The sequence below is a fragment of the Paenibacillus stellifer genome (assembly GCF_000758685.1).
Classification (GTDB): Bacteria; Bacillota; Bacilli; order Paenibacillales; family Paenibacillaceae; genus Paenibacillus_AQ; species Paenibacillus_AQ stellifer.
The window spans coordinates 4,753,410-4,772,500 of sequence record NZ_CP009286.1; the positions used below are offsets into that span (position 1 = coordinate 4,753,410).

The 19,091-nt window shown below is 48.6% G+C and carries 13 protein-coding genes, 15 tRNA genes and 1 rRNA gene (1 of these 29 only partly in view); 4 read left to right on the forward strand and 25 right to left on the reverse strand.

The features are described from left to right. Positions 1-2: 2 nt before the first annotated feature. The 3 genes from PSTEL_RS21905 to PSTEL_RS21915 all read right to left on the reverse strand — a co-directional run bounded on the left by PSTEL_RS21905 (position 3) and on the right by PSTEL_RS21915 (position 5,182). Complete coding sequence (locus PSTEL_RS21905; protein WP_038698661.1) at positions 3-1,799, reverse strand: cache domain-containing sensor histidine kinase; 1,797 nt, start codon at positions 1,797-1,799, stop codon at positions 3-5. Positions 1,800-1,880: 81 nt separating this feature from the next. Further along, a complete protein-coding gene (locus PSTEL_RS21910) occupies positions 1,881-3,656 on the reverse strand; it encodes a glycoside hydrolase family 66 protein (protein ID WP_038698663.1) in 1,776 nt (591 codons plus the stop codon). Positions 3,657-3,988: 332 nt separating this feature from the next. Continuing rightward, positions 3,989-5,182 carry a transposase gene (locus tag PSTEL_RS21915; RefSeq protein ID WP_038694187.1) on the reverse strand — a complete coding sequence of 398 codons (1,194 nt, stop codon included), beginning with the start codon at positions 5,180-5,182 and terminating at the stop codon, positions 3,989-3,991. A gap of 603 nt (positions 5,183-5,785) precedes the next feature. Here PSTEL_RS21915 and PSTEL_RS21920 point away from each other — a divergent pair. Continuing rightward, positions 5,786-8,308, forward strand: coding sequence for a glycoside hydrolase family 31 protein (locus tag PSTEL_RS21920; protein WP_084065260.1), 2,523 nt, complete (start codon positions 5,786-5,788; stop codon positions 8,306-8,308). A 126-nt stretch (positions 8,309-8,434) separates the two neighbouring features. Here PSTEL_RS21920 and nifH read toward each other — a convergent pair whose 3' ends face one another. The 6 genes from nifH to PSTEL_RS28230 all read right to left on the reverse strand — a co-directional run bounded on the left by nifH (position 8,435) and on the right by PSTEL_RS28230 (position 13,661). Then, complete coding sequence (gene nifH, locus PSTEL_RS21925; RefSeq protein ID WP_179944908.1) at positions 8,435-9,322, reverse strand: nitrogenase iron protein; 888 nt, start codon at positions 9,320-9,322, stop codon at positions 8,435-8,437. Positions 9,323-9,351: 29 nt separating this feature from the next. Next, complete coding sequence (locus PSTEL_RS21930) at positions 9,352-9,813, reverse strand: NifB/NifX family molybdenum-iron cluster-binding protein (protein ID WP_038698665.1); 462 nt, start codon at positions 9,811-9,813, stop codon at positions 9,352-9,354. Between the two features lie 465 nt (positions 9,814-10,278). Next, positions 10,279-11,196, reverse strand: coding sequence for a sensor domain-containing diguanylate cyclase (locus PSTEL_RS21935; RefSeq protein WP_052098829.1), 918 nt, complete (start codon positions 11,194-11,196; stop codon positions 10,279-10,281). Between the two features lie 312 nt (positions 11,197-11,508). Beyond that, entirely contained in the window at positions 11,509-12,735 is a 1,227-nt protein-coding gene (locus PSTEL_RS21940; protein WP_245625005.1) for a HipA domain-containing protein, read from the reverse strand. Positions 12,736-12,851: 116 nt separating this feature from the next. After that, positions 12,852-13,298 carry a GyrI-like domain-containing protein gene (locus PSTEL_RS28225; protein WP_218917564.1) on the reverse strand — a complete coding sequence of 149 codons (447 nt, stop codon included), beginning with the start codon at positions 13,296-13,298 and terminating at the stop codon, positions 12,852-12,854. Positions 13,299-13,376: 78 nt separating this feature from the next. Continuing rightward, complete coding sequence (locus PSTEL_RS28230) at positions 13,377-13,661, reverse strand: helix-turn-helix domain-containing protein (RefSeq protein WP_218917565.1); 285 nt, start codon at positions 13,659-13,661, stop codon at positions 13,377-13,379. Between the two features lie 207 nt (positions 13,662-13,868). Between PSTEL_RS28230 and PSTEL_RS21950 the strand changes: the two genes are divergently transcribed. The 3 genes from PSTEL_RS21950 to PSTEL_RS21960 are packed head-to-tail and all read left to right on the forward strand — an operon-like array spanning position 13,869 to position 16,794. After that, entirely contained in the window at positions 13,869-14,291 is a 423-nt protein-coding gene (locus PSTEL_RS21950; RefSeq protein WP_169744617.1) for a hypothetical protein, read from the forward strand. Further along, a complete protein-coding gene (locus PSTEL_RS21955; RefSeq protein WP_156995939.1) occupies positions 14,186-16,303 on the forward strand; it encodes a hypothetical protein in 2,118 nt (705 codons plus the stop codon). Before PSTEL_RS21950 ends, PSTEL_RS21955 begins: the two co-directional genes overlap by 106 nt. A gap of 20 nt (positions 16,304-16,323) precedes the next feature. Further along, complete coding sequence (locus PSTEL_RS21960; RefSeq protein WP_038698673.1) at positions 16,324-16,794, forward strand: hypothetical protein; 471 nt, start codon at positions 16,324-16,326, stop codon at positions 16,792-16,794. 185 nt (positions 16,795-16,979) lie between these two features. Here the strand turns inward: PSTEL_RS21960 and PSTEL_RS21965 are convergent. From PSTEL_RS21965 to PSTEL_RS22040, 16 genes are all read right to left on the reverse strand, one after another. Then, positions 16,980-17,058 (reverse strand) — tRNA-Leu (locus PSTEL_RS21965). 44 nt (positions 17,059-17,102) lie between these two features. After that, positions 17,103-17,176, reverse strand: a tRNA-Cys gene (locus tag PSTEL_RS21970). Positions 17,177-17,183: 7 nt separating this feature from the next. Beyond that, positions 17,184-17,258: transfer RNA gene (locus PSTEL_RS21975), tRNA-Gly, on the reverse strand. A 4-nt stretch (positions 17,259-17,262) separates the two neighbouring features. Beyond that, positions 17,263-17,337 (reverse strand) — tRNA-Gln (locus PSTEL_RS21980). A gap of 29 nt (positions 17,338-17,366) precedes the next feature. Continuing rightward, a tRNA-His gene (locus PSTEL_RS21985) sits at positions 17,367-17,442 on the reverse strand. An 18-nt stretch (positions 17,443-17,460) separates the two neighbouring features. After that, positions 17,461-17,534, reverse strand: a tRNA-Trp gene (locus PSTEL_RS21990). Between the two features lie 4 nt (positions 17,535-17,538). Further along, positions 17,539-17,624, reverse strand: a tRNA-Tyr gene (locus PSTEL_RS21995). An 8-nt stretch (positions 17,625-17,632) separates the two neighbouring features. Then, positions 17,633-17,708: transfer RNA gene (locus PSTEL_RS22000), tRNA-Thr, on the reverse strand. A gap of 18 nt (positions 17,709-17,726) precedes the next feature. Further along, positions 17,727-17,802, reverse strand: a tRNA-Phe gene (locus tag PSTEL_RS22005). A gap of 21 nt (positions 17,803-17,823) precedes the next feature. Next, positions 17,824-17,900: transfer RNA gene (locus tag PSTEL_RS22010), tRNA-Asp, on the reverse strand. 28 nt (positions 17,901-17,928) lie between these two features. After that, positions 17,929-18,005, reverse strand: a tRNA-Met gene (locus tag PSTEL_RS22015). Between the two features lie 90 nt (positions 18,006-18,095). Then, positions 18,096-18,171: transfer RNA gene (locus PSTEL_RS22020), tRNA-Val, on the reverse strand. Between the two features lie 118 nt (positions 18,172-18,289). After that, positions 18,290-18,361: transfer RNA gene (locus PSTEL_RS22025), tRNA-Glu, on the reverse strand. 13 nt (positions 18,362-18,374) lie between these two features. Continuing rightward, positions 18,375-18,466 (reverse strand) — tRNA-Ser (locus PSTEL_RS22030). Positions 18,467-18,471: 5 nt separating this feature from the next. Beyond that, positions 18,472-18,547: transfer RNA gene (locus PSTEL_RS22035), tRNA-Asn, on the reverse strand. A gap of 77 nt (positions 18,548-18,624) precedes the next feature. Then, positions 18,625-19,091 (reverse strand): 23S ribosomal RNA (locus tag PSTEL_RS22040) (it continues 2,584 nt past the right edge of the window).

The following is a 19,091-nucleotide window of genomic DNA, read 5'->3' on the forward strand; positions in this document are numbered from 1 at the left end:
CGCTAGTTCCAAGAGGTTGTTTCTTTCGCCTGTTTTAATACAATGCGTACGATCGTTCCTTGCCCGGGACTGCTTTCAAATGAACATTCCCAATCATTGTCGTAATAGAGCCGCAGTGAGTCAAAGATATGGCGCAGGCCGATGCCGATTTCTCCTTCTTCCGCACCGTTCTTCGCTTTATTCAACAGTCCTAATTTGTCCTCCTCAAAACCCCTGCCATCGTCTTGTACCCGAATTTCGAGGCCTTCCCCTCTATTCCGGATCGTGATGGTGATCCTGCCATCTGTATTTTTCGGTACAATTCCATGGAATATGGCGTTCTCCACCAGCGGCTGCAGCAGCATCCGGGGAATGATGATTTCCCCTGTTCCTGGCTGGACGTCCAGCTCCAGATGAAAGTGCTTCTCGTAGCGCAGTTCCAGAAGGATCAGGTACTTCCGAATAATATTGAGCTCCTGATCCACTGTAATCATGACGCCGTTCTTGCCCATGTTGGCTTCAAGCAGATGGTTAAGCGCCGATAATACCTCGGATGCGCGGTCTTTCTGGCCGGAATCGATAAGCCAACGCAGCGTGCTCAATGTGTTAAACAGGAAATGCGGCTGAATCCGGTGCATAACCGCCCGAAGTTCCGCATAATGCTTCTCGTTCTGTTCATTCTCCACCTGCTGCATCAACTTCCCGATTTCATGAACCATTTTGTTAAACTGCTTGCTTAAAAATCCGATTTCATCGCTCGTTCGAATATCCGTCCGTGTTTCCAGATTTCCTTGCTGAACGCGAAGCATGCTTTGGGTAAGCTGCTTTACGGGTTTGGTCACTGTCCTGGCTACAAAAAGCCCGATACCTACTGCCAGGATGGAGAATATGGCGGAAGTCAGCAATATCTGGGTCTGAAGCCGTTCCAGCTGTCCGCTGATTTCATTTACGGGAACGGTTCCCACAACCATCCAACCATTGCTCAACGGCTGCTTAACCCCGTAATATGGGATGCCTTCCATTTCAAATTCGAACTCCACTCTGTCATTGTCGACAATGCTTCTATACAAATCGGGATTCCGCACTCTCTTATTGATCATTTCGATGTTGGAATCGATCATGATCCGCCCTTCGGAATCGGCGACGAAGAACTTCCCCGTATTTCCGAGCTTCAGCTTCCGGATTGTATCCAGAATCGATTGACCGTCCAAATTAACCTGTACCAGTCCGATATTGTTCAGCGTGTCAAAGTCCTTCAGCAGTCTTCCAACCGGTAGCACCAGGTCCGTATTCTCCCCCCCGCCGCTGAAATGGTCATACTGGAGGCCCTGCCACACCAGCTCTCCGTCCTTCCGCTTCACTTCTTTCACCCACTCCTCGTCGGAAAGCCGTATCTGCATAAGCTCAGAGTCGGAAAAGGTTCCACTGCCCCATCCTTTGCCCTCCTCCTTCAATAGATACACAATTTTGACGAAGGAGTTGGAGTAGACATAATTATTCAACAGTAAATTGATATATTGAAAATTCCAGTTGTCTTCATAGGACGGATCGGCGTTAACCTGCATTGCGGCACGCTGGATATTCGGATCGCTGGAAATGAAATCGGAGGTGTCAATCCCCACGTTAAGGATAAAAGAGAGCGAATCCGCCGTCTGCTCGGCGATTTGGAGAGTGGACTCCCTCACGTTCTTTTTGAGGATAGCGTCCGATACCCAATAAAAGGACAAGCTCGTAAAGATGGTCGGGATCAAAATAACGAGCAGGAGGACCACGATGATTTTGGCGGTGAAGCTTTTGGATATGGTCATGTTTCGCAGCATACAGTCTCTCCTATTTCGTTTCTCCCCTAAAAGGATACTCGATGTCAGACTCAATACCAATGTATAAAACAGGAAAGACCTCTACTCCCAATATTCAATAACGGCCATGTCCCAGTATTTCAGCACGGGCAGCTCCCATTCGACAACCCCATCCTGCTGCGAGAACGGCAACGCTTGGGGTGATCCTCCATTTTGATCCGGGGAGGCGAACCATATATTAGAAATCGGGCGATCCGTTTTTACAGAGACGGAAACATTCCGCCTTTCCTCCGGTTCCGATTGCGTTCCGTGAGCATCATTCCAATCCATGGTGGAAGCATCCGTGAAATTGATAAAGTGCATGATTTCTTTTCCATCCTTGTATTTGGAGAAGGACCATACTTTGCCTTGTTCCGCTTGATCGGATACAGCGATTTCTTCCGTCCCTTCAGCTTTAAGGCTTGACTCTTTCGGGTGATCCCGTAGAAGATTCTGATAGGCAACCAGAAAATCGTAGTACTTGATCAACTGTTCTTCCAATTCGGGAGATACGCTTAGATTTTTATGAGGAAAATATTCTTTGGACAGCATATTCTCCCCAAGCTCCAGATGGGACCCCCCGGAGGCAAATATCACCGCATCCGTCAGCAGAATTCCGGGTGTGTTGAACATTCCCGGCGAATCGGATAAATGATAATTCATGTATGCGGCCAATACCGTGTTCAGCCGGTTTCCGCTGTACCTCGAATTCTCATCAATCACTTCCTTCAAATTCCGATAATGCGGATGATTGCCCCAAACCTCGGTGTACAGAAACTTGACCGGTGCTTCCCGGGCAATCAATTCCTGGCCGAACTGGCCGACTGCGTTCATGACATAATCGACATCAAGCCTTTCCTTGGCCGCATTCAAGAATAATGGATAAGTGGCGGCAAGGTTGACGCTTTTGCCGTCATGGGTCCATAATTCTCCCCTGTCTCCGAGCTGATCCACATGCCATCCGTCAAAAGGAAGCCATTCGAAAGTCCGGCTTTCCTTCCCGATCAAGTAGTTCTGCCAATCGGGGTTAGAGGGATCATACAGATCAATATCGCTTGCCCAATCGTCCGGAAGCGGGTGTTTATCCTGATCGGCACCGCCCGGGGACTTGAACAAGCCCCACTCTCTGCTCACTCCGTCCTGTTCCGCATCCGTATAGGCGCCATACAGCAGGTTGTAATTCATAGCCTTCATGCCGTGATTGTGGGCCAAGCCGATATAGTCTCTCACCGTATCAAACGATACGGATCGGTTGGCAATATCCTTCCACTCCGCAGCCGGCCTGCCTTCTTCCAGACGAATAGGCTCCTGGTGCTTGTACTGCCAATCGTAGAATTGGATGCCGTTGATATGGAAACGGTTCAAGCGTTCGATGACCCGGGACATCTCGCCCGTGCTCATAGACTGGAAATCAGCTACATAACCGTAACGGGGAAATTTCCCCCAATCGGAGGATACGTCCACAGCGATGTTGATCTGATCCCCCTTGCCGTCACGCTCATACACTACTTCGGCCAAATAACCTTGCCCTTCTTCCATGGGCGGCTCCCAGCTCCAGACCAGCTTGTCCCCTTCGGCCTGCAGCCTCTCTTCCTTTATGATCCGGTTCAAATGCAAATACCGGATATTGACGGTTCCGCCCGGTGAAGCCTGCTTGAACTTCAATTGAAAGCGAACGGCCTCCCCGGGCCAATAAGCCGCTTTATCTGTGGACAGCTCCTTCAGCAGGGAAACTTTTTGAATTTCTTCATTTTCAGGAGGGCTCTCGACTGGATCCGGCGCTTTCCCGCAAGCCGAAGCCACCATTACAGCAGCGCCGATCGCTATAGTGCCGGCCATCCGAATAAACCTCGTGTATCTCATACTCCCACCCCGGTTCTTAACTTTTTGTTCATTATCCGGGAAAATCTTGTGTGGAGCAAATCGTCATTTTTTAGCACTCCGTCCGAGTTTTTGTTGTCATATCAAGTATGTATACGCTGACAATTTGATACAGTGTCTTATTTTTATGAAATTACAAAAGAATTTTCCCCCTCCTCTTTTTTACCTGAGCATTTTGCATAATTCATATTTTGATTTAAAGTCAAAGTTAGGTTACAACGAAATCTCAGTGTTGTGAGAGTGGAGTGAAAAATAGACAGACGGACAGAATTTCAATGAATCGGAAGTTTTTAAGCGGCGTTCTGTACTCGTTGCTTCGCAATGGCAAGCGCAGAGGCAAGTAACACAATCGCATTTAAATATTGGTGAGTTGTCACTTTTTGAATCCCCCAGACGTGAAGCTGGTCTGCAGTTAAATAGGTCTTCATTCGAGAATTGCAGCGTTCTACACTGGTTCGTTTATTGTAAAGTTCCTTCCAGCCTCGGCTTTCCCGATGCGGTAGCGCATAACGCCGGAGATCCGTTTGACTGTTGATTTTAACCACCATTCCATAATTGGAGGACGAACAAGCGGCCATGCCCAAAGGACAATCCACTTGACCTGTCGCATGTGGACAACGGAATTTTAAATGCACCTTTTCCTGTCCCCAATACGTCATGGGAAATCCCATCGAACAACAGGGCGTGCCTTTGCGGGTAATCCCCGCTGGCGGTTCCTTTTCATTCCGTGGATTCAGCGGAATAATGGCTTGCGCCTTGACGTTCCGGGCGGCCTCGTAGTTTTTTATTTGGTCGTAGCCCGCATCCAGCATGAAGAATTTCACTTTAGATTTCGCAGCGACAGTCGTCATGAGTGCAGGCCCTTCGTCTCCGTCGTTCACATGGGCAGAGGTCACCTTGAGCGCCATGGGAAGTTCACTTTTGGCATCGACGGCCAGATGCAACTTATAGCCAAACCACTTGACTTTGTTGCCAAAGGTGTCAAACTTGGCACCCCAGTTGGCATTGCCGGTGAGTTCACTTTTTCGCTTGGGTTCCTTTTTCTCGTAAGCGTGAATAGCGGCGCTGTCGATAGCGACATGAGTTCCGTCGATGATTCCAGCTTCTTGGCACTGAGTCACAAGATCCTCAAACAACTGCTTGGCAAGGCCTTTGCCAGTCAACTCGGCAAAGACTCGACTTAATGTAGAAATCGAAGGAGCGGGGATATCCAGTCGAAGCCCACATTGGTAACGGAAACGGAGGTCAAACTTTAGTCTGCGCGCTAGGCCGGTGAACGTATCGATATTCTCTAAAGGAGCTGCGAGTAGCGCGCGAAGAATGCCTTGACGACAGTGTCCGTCTGCTCCTCGGGGTGAGGGATTTCTCAATTCTCTTGCGTAAGGTCGCAGGTCCAAAGCGCTGAAAAAGATGGGCAATCGCTCTTTCGATTCGATTTTTTGAAGCTCTTCAAAGGAAAATAGACTTTCTTGGAGAATATACATAGTGACTTCACTCCCTTGGGTTTTCTCGTTTGGTCACTTGAAAACTTCTCCAAGTTGGGGTGAAGTCCTTTTTTATGCTCAAAATTGCTTTGTGTAACAAGGGCTTAGATTAATGCAAAATGCTCACCTAAAAACCGGGTTATTTTATTAAAAATCGTGTATTCGCTGAAGGATTTTCCGGTTTCAGTGTCCTATTTTATTAAATCCAATAAATGAAGAGGTTGACTCTCGCCTGATGAAAGCTTCAGAGCAGCAGTCCCTTAGACTTGCAGAACTATAAATTTACATATACTCCCATATTAGTGTTAATAAATTCAATTCCTTCACGAAAGGAAAATAAAAAGCGAAAAAGCTCGAACTCCTTGTCAGACCTGGTTTTATCCGGAACGGACGTTATGTTTGGGATCGTTTTCATTTAGCTCTTATCTGTTTTTCCGACAATCTCATAGGAGGTTCTCCCCATTGTTCAAGCGTTTTATCCTTGCTAACTTGATATAGGCGGCCGGAAGCGGGAGCTTGCGCTCCACGGAATGGATACCTGCTGCACAATACAATTACAGAGTGGGAGAGAAACGAATGCGTAAAAGGTTAAAGCCTACAATCATGTCAAAAAAACTGGCGAAGGCAGCCGTGTGCCTGAGTCTGCTGACCGGGACATTTGCTGCAGTCCTGCCGGCAAACGTAGCTTTTGCGGAAACGCAGCCGGAAGCGGATACTCCGCTGGACAAGCAGAATCTTAAGCCATTATCTGTACAATCGTTGGAAACTCTTGAAAACGGAGTAAAGTTGAACCTGGGGGATTATCAAGGATTTATTCGGCTCTTTTCAGAGGACATGGCCAAAATCTCGGTCGTTAAAAACGGCGAAGACGAGTTCATCTCCCCTGGAATTGCCAAGAAGGACTGGAAGACACCGGACTTTGAAACAAAAGAAACGGATCAGGAGTATATTCTGTCCACTAAGGAAATCACGGTGAAAATTAACAAAAGTCCGTTCGGCGTCAAATTTTTGGACAAGCAGGGAAATGTCATTAATGAAGATGCCGCGCAGGGTGTCGGCTATGAAAACGGCAAGCCGTATGTATTTAAAAAAACAGACAGCACGGAGAACTTCTACGGTTTCGGCGAACAATCCGGCGGGCTGAACAAACGCGGCAAAAGCCTCGGCATGTGGAATACGGACGCTTATTCCTATAACAAAAATACGAAGTATCTGTATACGTCCATTCCCTTCTTCATCGGGCTGAAAGATAAAAAGGCTTACGGTATTTTCTTCGACAATACGTATCGCTCCTATTATGAAATGGCCAGCGAAAAAGACGACTATTACTATTTCTACGCCAATGGCGGCACGCTTACTTACTACTTCATCAACGGTCCGGAAATCGGCGACGTTATCGATCGGTATACCGAGCTGACGGGGAAAACGGAGACGCCTCCGATGTGGTCGCTGGGCTTCCATCAAAGTAAATGGGGATACACACCGGAAGAACTCGTGAAGGTAGCCCAAACCTACCGCGAGAAGAAAATTCCGTTGGATACGATGCATTTTGATATCGACTACATGGATGGATACCGCGTGTTCACCTGGAACGACGAGTATAAACAAGCGCTGAAGACGCTGAAGGACGAAGGCTTCCACGCCATTACGATCAATGATCCGGCCGTCAAGCAGGACGAGAACTACAGCGTTTATCAAGAAGGAACCGCAAAGAATTTTTGGGCGAAAAATCCGGACGGCTCCACTTTCATAGGTGAGGTATGGCCGGGCAAATCCGCTTTCCCGAACTTCCTGAAGTCGGATGTCCGGAACTGGTGGGGCAACAATCTGGGCACTCTCTTAAACGAGGGAGTTGACGGCATTTGGAATGATATGAACGAGCCTGCCGTATTTGACGGCCCTTTCCATACGATGCCGCTGGATGTCGTGTTTGAAGACGACAATGGAGAGAAGGTAACCCATTCGGAATATCACAATCTTTATGGACATCATGAAGCTGAAGCGACCTATGACGGCTACCTCAAAAACAAACCGAACACCCGCCCATTTGTGCTGACTCGCGACATGTACGCAGGAACGCAGCGCTACGCGGCGCTCTGGACCGGCGACAACGTAAGCAACTGGGAACATTTGCAAATGTCGATCCCGATGAATGCAAACGTCGGTTTGTCCGGTGTTCCGTTTGTCGGCAATGATATCGGTGGCTTTGCGAAATCGCCAGGCAACGTTCCGACGCCTGAACTGTTCGCAAGATGGATCGAGGTCGGCGCCTTCCTGCCGTTTGCCCGCGATCACTATGACAATAGTGCCAAATCAGGACTCGGAACCGGACAGGAGCCTTGGGAATTTGGCAAAGAGGTTGAGGATATCAGCCGCAAATACATCTCGATGCGCTACGAGCTGATGCCTTACTTGTACAACCAGTTTAAGGAGTCGTCCGAGAACGGCCAGCCGGTTCAACAACCGCTCGTATACCAGTTCCAGGACGATCCAAAAACGTATAACATCGAAGATCAGTTTATGTTCGGCGATTCGATGATGCTTGCACCTGTTGTTAAAGAAGGCCAAACGAGCCGTGAAGTGTATCTGCCTGCAGGCGAGACATGGGTAGATTATTGGACAGGCAAGAAGTATGAAGGCAACCAGTCGATCACGGTAAACGCCGACCTTGGAACACTGCCGATGTTCGTGAAGAACAATTCGATCATTCCTCGTCAGGAAGTGGAGCAATCTACTGATGAGAAGAAGCTGGAAAATCTAATTCTCGACACGTACCTGAACGATAAAGCCACCTACAGCTTCTATGAGGACGATGCCGAGACTCTGGACTACAAGCAAGGCGAATTCAACATCACTGAATTCCAAGTGGACAAGAAAGGCAACCACATCGAGTTCAAGCAGGATAAAAAGGCTCAAAACTACGCTTCCGCCATTACGTCCTACACGCTTAAGCTGCATGATGCGGAGCAGCCGAACAAAGTTCAGGCAGCCGATCACAAATATGACCAAGCGGGCAGCTTAGAGCAACTAAACGGACAGGAAAACGGCTACTATTTCGATTCAGCCGAAAAAGTTCTGTATGTCAAGATACCGGCCGGTGAAAACCACAGCGTAAAAATTCAGTAATACCACTCAAGGTTGTTACTGAAAAAAAAGGAAAACGGGTAAGCCATTTCGGCTTCACCCGTTTTCTTTTCTGTCAAAATTATGCGGTAATAACCAGAACAACCTAGGTAAAGGTGTGCTCTTCAATCAGGCTCCGGCTGCTTCTTTGGCTTCCAGTTTCTTAATGGCTGTTTCTTCGTCTTCTACCACACCGAATTCGATCAGCAGCTGTTCGAGTTCGTCCATTTCGATTGGAGTCGGGATGGTCAGCATTTCGTTGTGCAGAATCTTGTCAGCCAATTGCTTGTACTCGTTGGCTTGATTGTGTTCCGGGTTGTACTGGGTAACCGTCATTCTTCTCAGCTCGGCATGCTGTACGACGTTGTCGCGAGGCACGAAGTGAATCATCTGCGTGTTCAGACGGCGAGCCAGTTCCATGATCAGCTCATCTTCACGGTCAGTGTTACGGGAGTTACAGATCAGACCACCCAGACGAACGCCGCCGCTGTGCGCGTATTTCAGAATACCGCGAGCGATGTTGTTGGCTGCGTACATAGCCATCATTTCACCGGAGCATACAATGTAGATTTCTTGCGCTTTGTTCTCGCGGATCGGCATTGCGAAACCGCCGCACACAACGTCACCCAGTACGTCGTAGGAGATGAAGTCCATGCCGTCGTAAGCGCCCTGCTCTTCCAGGAAGTTGATCGAAGTGATGATACCGCGTCCTGCGCAGCCTACGCCTGGTTCCGGACCGCCGGATTCAACGCAGAGGATGCCGCCGAAGCCGGTAGCTACTACGTCTTCGAGCTCGAGATCTTCAACCGAACCCATTTCAGCAGCCAGGTGAAGCACGGTTTGCTGAGCTTTCGTATTCAGAATCAGACGAGTGGAGTCAGCTTTCGGGTCACAGCCAACGATCATGATCTTCTGACCGAAAGTAGTGGCCAGCTGAGCCAGTGTATTTTGCGAAGTAGTGGATTTACCGATACCGCCTTTACCGTAGAATGCGATTTGTCTCAGTTTCTTTGCCATGTGTATCACTCTCCATAATTTTTTTCTATTTAAAATCCTAGGTCGCGATAAAATTCCAGGCTTTCAAGCAGCAGTTCCTCGATGCCGCCTCTGCCGGCCAAGCTTATAATTCCTCTCTTTAGCAGCTTGCTTCTTGGCGAGTCTCCGATCCCCGCACACAGGATAATCCGGCAGTCGCCCAGCATCTCCGCCGTATCGTCAAAAATCTTCTTCTTGTCATCGGGACTCACACAATCGGTTCGTCCGCTGCAGTATGCTTCCACGCTGCGTTTCTCCAGAAACTCCGTCTCCTGCCCGGAAACGTTATAGATCCAGAACTCGGTGGCATGACCGAAATGGACATTGACCTTGCCGTCCCCCCGGGTTGCTACCGCAATTCGGACACTATTGGACGCGGATGACGATGAGTCGGCTTCGGCGCCGCCTTCATTATTCGGCTTCGTCTCCGTGACCCGTACAGTTGATTCGTCTACGGCTTCTCTCTCTTCCACCGCAGCACCTCCCTGCCAAAAAGGATTGTGCAAAGAACGTCAGCAGCAACTCAATGTCAGATTATATAACCCAAAAGGGCATAGGGTTTTACTTATTAGAGCCATCTTAGTCTTCCGCTTCCAAGCCTGTCAATGACACTAAAGCGCATACAGGGCGTATTGACAAATCGTTCAAATTTCGCGTCATATTAACTGACATAAACCTCCTATTATACGCTTTCATATCTCAAGTATAGCGTTTACATATTTCAACTATTTGCCTTCCATGATTTCTTTATTGGAGAGATCGCAGACAGGTTGAAGAGAAGTTTCACCTTTTGTTAACAGTTTCAACAGATGTGTCTCCAACAAATACAAAAAAACCGGCTCCCTTTGATTTGGAGAACCGGTCTAGCGGTAATTCTAGAAGCCAACAAGCATTTCATGCCATTGGAGTAGCGATCCTGATGTTTAAGTGATGCTAATCTATTGACCCGGCAGATCCAGCGCTTGAATGAGGACCGTGCGGTTTCTTCCTTCAGCCTTAGCCTGATACAAGGCATTGTCCGCCAGATGAAACAGCTCCGTGGGTACCGAAGCGTGCAGCGGATATATGGCTATGCCAATCGAGACGGTTACCGTATGATCGACCGGCATGGATGCCCGTTCCACCGCCAGCCGGATTTGCTCTGCTTTCAGATAGGCCTCATCACCATGCGCCCCCTGCAGCAGCACGACAAATTCCTCACCGCCGAATCGGGAGCTTAGATCCTGCGGAGCCACTTCCTCCCGAATGATCGCAGCCACCTGCCTCAGCACCAAATCTCCCGCCTGATGTCCATAGGTGTCGTTAATGAATTTGAACCGGTCAATATCCAGAACAAGTATGGCAAAAGCGATGTGCTGATCGGCCCAGCTCTGGATGGTATCCTCGAATGTTCTGCGGTTCGATAGCCCGGTCAGCATGTCCGTGTTCGCCTCCTGGCTTAACTGATCGTTCTGCCGCTGGAAATTCCGCAGAGCCCCCACTACCGTTCGAGTCAGAAGATCCGCCTCCCGGTTCCAATGCTCTCTCCTTTCGGGCAGCTCCACGCCGCCCTCTTCAAACTGCTGGACCAGATTAGCCAGGACCACGAACGGTTTGGCCAGCTGATGGGCCGCCCAGACCACAATTAGGATCAGCACCAGCAAGGGAAGCGACGTGTAGAGAAGCAATAGCTTGACATGCCGATATAACTGGTCGTAGATGATCTGAGTAGGCGAAACTACGACAAGCCCCCAGTGCGTGGAGGGAATCTTGGCATACCCCGCCAGCAGATCCACTCCGCTCAAATTGATGTACTGTCCCTTTCCCTCATGATCCTTCATCAATTGCTGGACGACGGAAACCGCACTGATATCCATTCCGATTCTTGCCTTGTCGGGATGATACAGCAAGCGCCCTTTGAGTCAGCAGCAGCGAAAGACCGACAAATCCGATTAATACAGCGGACAAGCTTACCCTTTTTCTCGTCTGAAGTGAATGATTATGCGTAATCATGTCTGTGTCTCCCCTGAATCTGGATACCTGTATACCTATATTAATCGACCACATTGTGATGTTTTTTGAGATTCAGCCAATTTCGCACGATCAGAAGATCGGCTGTGTTCTGTTACAAGCAAGAAAGTCCTGTACCCTCCCTTCGGAATGTACAGGACGTGTTACCAGTTATCAGCTTATTGATCCCGCTCTTCTTCTGACTGCGCTCCGCTATATGCGATATCCCGGGTGACATCTGCGCTTCGGTCATCCGCCCACCCCTTGGCATGGCGGGATTGAACGATCTCCGTAAGCATCTCAATCCGCTTGTTCAAAGCCTGACAGATCGCCTCGCACCGGGCCTCATCCACAAATACCGAATCACGAAACACCGCTCTGACCTCTTCCTCTATGCCATGCAATGCCGACAAGTCGAGCCAGTCAAACGACGTGACCAGTTTGATTTGTTCGCCATGCGTCTGCTTGAACGGCTTACAGGTCAGCTTGGCGGTGGGCGAAATCAAGGAAAGCGGCTTGGAGAACCAAAGAGATGTGCCGCTATCGTAGATCGGCGACGGTCCGACCCATTCCAACGTCTCAGCATTACGAATGACGCCGAAGTTGTTCTGATGCCGATCCTCATTGGCGATCAGATAATCCACGACGATCATCCGGTCCAGGGACTTTACAACACCGGGAATGCCCAGTGCCTCGCAACAATTCAAGTAATGCTGATACACCGAAATATGATTGGCCTTCGGCCGGGTCTGCATCACATACCAGGCCGTAACCAATTCTGTCTGCGGTGTGATAAAATCTTCACAGACGCTATAGGGGTACTCCTCCTGCATTATCAATTGGTAGGGAACATGCTCGATTCCCAGCCGGTCCATGATGCGAGTCGCCACTACTTCATTATAGGGTTCCTGCTGGAGCGCGCCGCTCCCGCCCTTCACCAGACAACGCTTGCCCTCAATGATGGTCCATTTTTTCCGCAGCCAGCCATCCGACGTATTGTCCGGAGACATCAGACTGATTGGCTCACCGGATGAGCCTTTGCCAAACAAGACATTCCCGACATCTTCGGAGAACGGGTGGTCAAAGAAATTGATCGAGGACCACTCCATTACCGAGCCCGTTGGGCGAATCCAGTATTTATCGGACAAGCTGAGTCCCAAGCTTTTATCCAGAAGCTTTTGTGTGGTGGACAAATTAAACTCAAGCAACGCCTCTTTGATTCCGTCTCGGCTGGCCGGAATCGCTCGACCTCTCCACCATTCATTGAGTGCAGCCCGGTCAATTCTCCCCTTTTTTACGGGTATGCCTACAGGCACATGCTGCTCAGCATGAACATGGCCGATCGCAGAGATCGAGCCGGACGCCTCATCCAGCTCCATATCGACTACGGGTATGTGTTTGTGCATAAGTGTATAGGTTTTGTTCCAGACGTCCGACATATGATTCCCCCGTTCGAGATTCCCACCTTATTTCTATTATAGCAATCCCTTCAAGGCTTCATAGGAACAATTCAAAAGTTTATTTATTTTTGAACCGGAATCATGATCTCTACATTACAGACATCTGAGGTTTCATTCCATTTAATATACTTTTCAATGGTCGGCAGGTCTAGCTGGCGGTATTCGCTTTGCGGCATAAATTCTCCATAAATACGCTTCCATGTTTGGCCTAGAACACCACTGGAAATTGTGCCTTTTGCAGCGAAGACCAACCAGGCGGTGTTGGGGTATTGATAGTAATCATAGCCGGGAATATCTTCGCCGTCATACTCAACTCCACACATATAGTCGTTGTTATCTTCGGAGTCAAAACCAAAACATAAGCCCAAATCGCACTTTTGTCCGGTTAGCTCTTCCATCTTTTCACGAGTGCCATCGAATTTGACAATTCCCCAAGTGCCGCCGTTAGACGTTGTACGCCGGATGCCGAGAACGCGGAAGGCATTCCTTTCAACAACTCTGTAATCCATTTCCTGTACCCCCGTTATCATAAGTGTGAAGGTCAGGCGAGCATAGAATTTAAGAATGGCCTCCGGTCTGCGCGCTTCCTATGGAGTGATCCCATGCATGCGCTTGAATGCCGCAGCAAAAGCATCCGCGGAATCATAACCGTATTTAACTGCGATATCCAAAATACGCTGATGTGAATGTTGAAGATCATATGCAGCGCAAGACAGTCTTCTGCGTCGCAAATATTCGGATAGCTGTATTCCGGTAATCGGAGCAAAAGAACGCTGAAACACAGAGTAAGGACATGCCATAATCCGGCTTATCTCATCAGGATTGATGTCATCACATAAATGAGCTTCCAAATAGTCGATGGCATGATTCATCCTATCTGAAGTATTTGACTTTGACATTGACGTTAGGTCAATTGATATAATAGCACTAAAATAACATGGAGGACATTGTGATGGACTTAGTGAAAATTACCGAGGTGACGGAAAAATTCGGGATATCCTCGGCTGAAGCAAATTCTGGTGCTGCGGAAAATGCAGATTCCGATCAAGGATATTCTGCGGATTTATGAAAGTCAGGACATGGCCATACTGGTGCAGAGCTTTGTCAAACGCATTGAGGAAATCGAAGATGAAATTAATGCCCTCTCCCAGCTTAAAACTTATGTCAGCGATTTTTTAAACGCTATGACCGCACACGGAATCACGCAGATTTCTGCCCTGCCCCTGCTCTATGACAAGGTAGAGGCAGATCTTCTGTCCATTGAAAAACGGGATTTATCCATGGAAACTTTGAACACGCTTTCAGACCGGCTGGCAAAACCGCTGGAATGGATATTGTGGCTTTGCCACCGATGCTCGCGGCGACTTCTATACGGTCGGATGACGGAATTTCGGACATGGATGGTTTTTGGGACTGGCTTTCCGCTAATCAAATTCCTTTTGGCATGCCGGGAAGCCGAACCTTGTTCGAGTATCAGCATGGGGATGACGTTATTTTCATGAATAGGTTAGACAATCTTGTTGAGAATTGCCCATTTGTGTGCAGAGAATTCTCCGGCGGCTTGTTCGCAGTCTCTTCTGCCTTTGCAGATGAGGATTTAGGAGCTTTGCAGTACAGAATGCTGCAGGGTTTTGACGATAATCCAAACTATGAAGTTGATTTTCTGCACAACGGAGATTTACGCCACGCAACCCTTATTGAATCCGTATTTTCTCCAGATAGCAAGCGAGAACGGGTGAACATTTACCTTTCTGTGAAGCAGCGCAAACCGATTTTTTCGGATTATGATGATTTTGAGAAAGCTTATGGTATCACCGTAGAGGAAATTGAAGAAACCAATCCGGTTTTACGTGAATATGACGTGGATTTCCGTAAAATCACGCCCATTTACTATCCACACTATCAGGTTTTGGAAAATGGTGAAGCAGAGTTTATCGCATGGATTTCCGAAAGAAAGCTTGATACGAACGTTGCCGTAAGACTGCCATTCCGCATTGATATTGAGTTTTTGGCAGATGAGAACAGCGAGGAATACCTTTGGGGGACTACCGAGAGCAATCTATGGTTTTCCCACGGTAACTGCACCTACACTATGAATGCGGATAACTACGCCGACAAAGCCCAGAAAAAGCACGCTATTTCCTTTCACCAGCCTGTACTGGGCAATGAACTTCTGTATCCTGATATCGGCAATTACCCCCACGGCCAATATAACAAGCTTACATGGATTGTCGGTGAAAAGCATTTTGCGGTTATTTTAAACGGCGAGGTCCGCTTTAGTGGAGTAAAATTCACTTATATGGATATGGATTTACATTTGGAAGCACCTCAGACGGTTATAATCGGCACAAACGGACAAGGGAAAAAGCTGTTCCGCTCCATCAAAATTTCACAGCTGAAAACCTCACCGAAAACCAATATAAAGCAAGGCATATTAAGCATAAATGTCAAGCGAAGCAATAATACACTACCGAATTTAAGGCAAATCGTCCATCCTGAATATGGCGAAAACTACTGGTTCAATGGCTGCGCCGCTTACTTGATGGAATGCCTGGGCCACAAGGAGTTAGACTACTGGTTTTTTGCAGGGGTAACAGGCGAGAATTTTGCGCAGATTTTCTCAAACAATCATTTCAGAGGAAACGGTGTGGTAGATTACCTCCTCAGCGAAAAGGATAACCACCATTCTATTGAGCTGATTTTTGAAAAAAGCGGTTATAGCAGTTCTTTTGTTCCGCTGAAGCAAATCTTGGCCGACCGGGATATGTATGTGCAGATGCTGATGGCGTATATCGATAAGGGCCTGCCCGTTATTATCAATGATTACGGCAGTAATCCGCATAACCGTTTTGGCTGGAGTGTGCTCGTCGGCTATGGAGATTACGGCAAAACCCTGCTCTATATGGGCGGTGACGGAACAGAACCCGATTCGATTTCTTTGGAGGATCTACTGCCAAAAGACTATAAGGAGGAGGGCGAGCATTGCTATGGCTGGCTGTTGGTCGGGGACAAACAGGAAAGCAAGGAGTTGGCTGAAATTTACCGAGAAACGATTTTATCTTTGCCGAAATTGCTCACCTTTGAAACCGACAACTACTGTTTTGGAGTAACGGCATTTCGTGCATGGGCCACAAGCATAGATGAAGGCTTCTTTGAGCAGATCCGACTGGAAGCCTTTGAATACTGGGAGAAGCATGCGGCCTACGTGTGCTGTCTTGCTACCAACAGCAGCGTCAGCAAGAGCTTTTTGGAGAAGGCGCTGGTGCTGAATCCCGACCTAACCTTTATCCAGGATATAATTGTGCTGTATGAGCAAATGGAACGATATTGGAACAACGACAACGGGACGGATTTAGAGGCGTTGGGTGGCGGATTCAATGTGACGCTGGATGCCCTACAGGATAAGGAAAGACGCAAGAAAATTGCGGATAAGCTGAGAAGCTTTGCAGATTGTATAGACGAGGTTGTGTCAGCAATTGACCAATTCAAGGCTAAAAATCCACATTCTAAATAACGATAACCCGGGAGGTACTTATGTTCAGAATCATTTCTTTGCCGCCATTCAAGGCGGTAGCATCAGAGGTAGACAAGGAGTTTGATTTTTCTTCCACAGGAAAATTAGGCATTTTCGATGCGTTTTTCTCCACGATTACACCAAAACCACATGAAAGCTTTATGCCAAGAGATTTTCTCTACTATGATGAGCAGCAAGAGGGTATGGTCTGGATTTGGGCATTAACAGAGAGCGGCGAGACTGGCGGCTTTGATACGCTGGATTTTGAGGGCGGGTATTATCTTACGTTTGATTATAGGGATGGCGATGATGAAGCCCGTGACAAGCTGTACCAGGAGGCATTGCATTATATAGAGCAGTCCGCAATATTTGCCCTTGATATTCGCAAGAACCATTATTCTATGGGACACATTATCACGCCGCCAGATATTATTAAAGCTCAAGGTTGGGCACAGATGGAGGCATTTATTCCTGTAAGGTTGTTTGAGTAGGGAACAAAAGTTGATTCCGCTGCTCTGATCTTCAATAACGGCCGAACAAAATGGACTGCTCCCCACCTTCATAGCGGGTGGTTTATTGTTTCGTACACTTCGCGTAATCAACGGGCTGAAGCCTCAAAATAAAAACGGATCTGTAAAATTACTTTTAAAGTAATTTTACAGATCCGTTTAACTAGTGCCGGTGAGAGGACTCGAACCTCCACGGTTTCCCTCACGATTTTGAGTCGCGCGCGTCTGCCATTCCGCCACACCGGCGCGGATAATGGAAACCATAATATTTCTGAAATCATAAAAAGCAATGGAGGCGCCACCCAGATTCGAACTGGGGATAGAGCTTTTGCAGAGCTGTGCCTTACCACTTGGCTATGGCGCCGTAATAATGGAGCGGACGACGGGAATCGAACCCGCGACCCTCGCCTTGGCAAGGCGATGCTCTACCGCTGAGCCACGTCCGCATAATGGCTGGGGATATAGGATTCGAACCTATGCGTGACGGAGTCAAAGTCCGTTGCCTTACCGCTTGGCTAATCCCCAACATGAAGCTTATTTTTGTATAAAGTAAATGGGGCGATCGATGGGACTTGAACCCACGAATGCCGGAGCCACAATCCGGTGCGTTAACCCCTTCGCCACGACCGCCATATTCAAATAAAAAAGTGGCAGGGGCAGCAGGAATTGAACCCACACTAACGGTTTTGGAGACCGCTGTTCTACCTTTAAACTATGCCCCTAAACTGGTGGAGGATGATGGATTCGAACCACCGAACTCGTAAGAGAACAGATTTACAGTCTGCTGCGTTTGGCCACTTCGCTAATCCTCCAGAATAAATGGTGCCGGCGAGAGGACTTGAACCCCCAACCTACTGATTACAAGTCAGTTGCTCTACCAATTGAGCTACACCGGCATATTCAATTGTCAAATATGGTGGCTCGGGACGGAATCGAACCGCCGACACGAGGATTTTCAGTCCTCTGCTCTACCGACTGAGCTACCGAGCCGTACCATGTTCCATAATTAAATGGCGGAACCGACGGGATTCGAACCCGCGATCTCCTGCGTGACAGGCAGGCATGTTAGGCCTCTACACCACGGTTCCACAAGGCCCTTCCTGGTTAAGGAAGATTTGGTTGCGGGGGCAGGATTTGAACCTGCGGCCTTCGGGTTATGAGCCCGACGAGCTACCGGGCTGCTCCACCCCGCGTCAGTTAAAAATATTTTTTTATGTCCCGGGGTCCCCGAAAAGTAATCGGAACTCCCTGCGAAGCATTTGTTTCACTTTTTGGGATGATCATGGTGGAGGCTGAGGGGATCGAACCCCCGACCCTCTGCTTGTAAGGCAGATGCTCTCCCAGCTGAGCTAAGCCTCCATATTGGTGACCCGTAGGGGATACGCCTCGCAAGCGAGCCGACTGCGATGCATTCCTTACGATGTCTATGCTCCGACGAACCTTTAGGGGTTCTCATCCCCATTCGAAGAAGCAAATATGACCCGTAGGGGATTCGAACCCCTGTTACCTCCGTGAAAGGGAGGTGTCTTAACCCCTTGACCAACGGGCCATGCTAAAAATAGTGGCGGAGAGAGAGGGATTCGAACCCTCGAGACGCTTTTGACGCCTACACGATTTCCAATCGTGCTCCTTCGGCCAACTCGGACACCTCTCCATAAATGGCTCCCCGAACAGGACTCGAACCTGTGACAACTCGATTAACAGTCGAGTGCTCTACCAACTGAGCTATCAGGGAACAATATTTAATTCAGGCTTGATCACCTGAAAACTGGATCGAAACGAATCTTGCGTCTTGCCCTTTTCGGGGTCTTTTTGGATAAGCCCTCGACCGATTAGTACTGGTCAGCTCCATGCATTGCTGCACTTCCACCCCCAGCCTATCAACCTTGTCGTCTTCAAGGGGTCTTACGAATTGGGAAATCTCATCTTGAGGGGGGCTTCACGCTTAGATGCTTTCAGCGCTTATCCCGTCCGTACATAGCTACCCAGCCGTGCTCCTGGCGGAACAACTGGTGCACCAGCGGTACGTCCATCCCGGTCCTCTCGTACTAAGGACAGCTCCTCTCAAATTTCCTGCGCCCACGACAGATAGGGACCGAACTGTCTCACGACGTTCTGAACCCAGCTCGCGTACCGCTTTAATGGGCGAACAGCCCAACCCTTGGGACCTACTTCAGCCCCAGGATGCGATGAGCCGACATCGAGGTGCCAAACCTCCCCGTCGATGTGGACTCTTGGGGGAGATAAGCCTGTTATCCCCAGGGTAGCTTTTATCCGTT

Excerpts from the sequence above, each read along its gene's own strand:
- PSTEL_RS21915 (WP_038694187.1), bottom strand. The coding sequence starts at position 5,182 with ATGTATATTCTCCAAGAAAGTCTATTTTCCTTTGAAGAGCTTCAAAAA.
- PSTEL_RS21950 (WP_169744617.1), top strand. The coding sequence starts at position 13,869 with ATGGCCATACTGGTGCAGAGCTTTGTCAAACGCATTGAGGAAATCGAA.
- PSTEL_RS28230 (WP_218917565.1), bottom strand. The coding sequence starts at position 13,661 with ATGAATCATGCCATCGACTATTTGGAAGCTCATTTATGTGATGACATC.
- nifH (WP_179944908.1), bottom strand. The coding sequence starts at position 9,322 with ATGGCAAAGAAACTGAGACAAATCGCATTCTACGGTAAAGGCGGTATC.
- PSTEL_RS28225 (WP_218917564.1), bottom strand. The coding sequence starts at position 13,298 with ATGGATTACAGAGTTGTTGAAAGGAATGCCTTCCGCGTTCTCGGCATC.
- PSTEL_RS21960 (WP_038698673.1), top strand. The coding sequence starts at position 16,324 with ATGTTCAGAATCATTTCTTTGCCGCCATTCAAGGCGGTAGCATCAGAG.
- PSTEL_RS21920 (WP_084065260.1), top strand. The coding sequence starts at position 5,786 with ATGTCAAAAAAACTGGCGAAGGCAGCCGTGTGCCTGAGTCTGCTGACC.
- PSTEL_RS21905 (WP_038698661.1), bottom strand. The coding sequence starts at position 1,799 with ATGCTGCGAAACATGACCATATCCAAAAGCTTCACCGCCAAAATCATC.
- PSTEL_RS21940 (WP_245625005.1), bottom strand. The coding sequence starts at position 12,735 with ATGCACAAACACATACCCGTAGTCGATATGGAGCTGGATGAGGCGTCC.
- PSTEL_RS21935 (WP_052098829.1), bottom strand. The coding sequence starts at position 11,196 with ATGGATATCAGTGCGGTTTCCGTCGTCCAGCAATTGATGAAGGATCAT.
- PSTEL_RS21910 (WP_038698663.1), bottom strand. The coding sequence starts at position 3,656 with ATGGCCGGCACTATAGCGATCGGCGCTGCTGTAATGGTGGCTTCGGCT.
- PSTEL_RS21955 (WP_156995939.1), top strand. The coding sequence starts at position 14,186 with ATGGATGGTTTTTGGGACTGGCTTTCCGCTAATCAAATTCCTTTTGGC.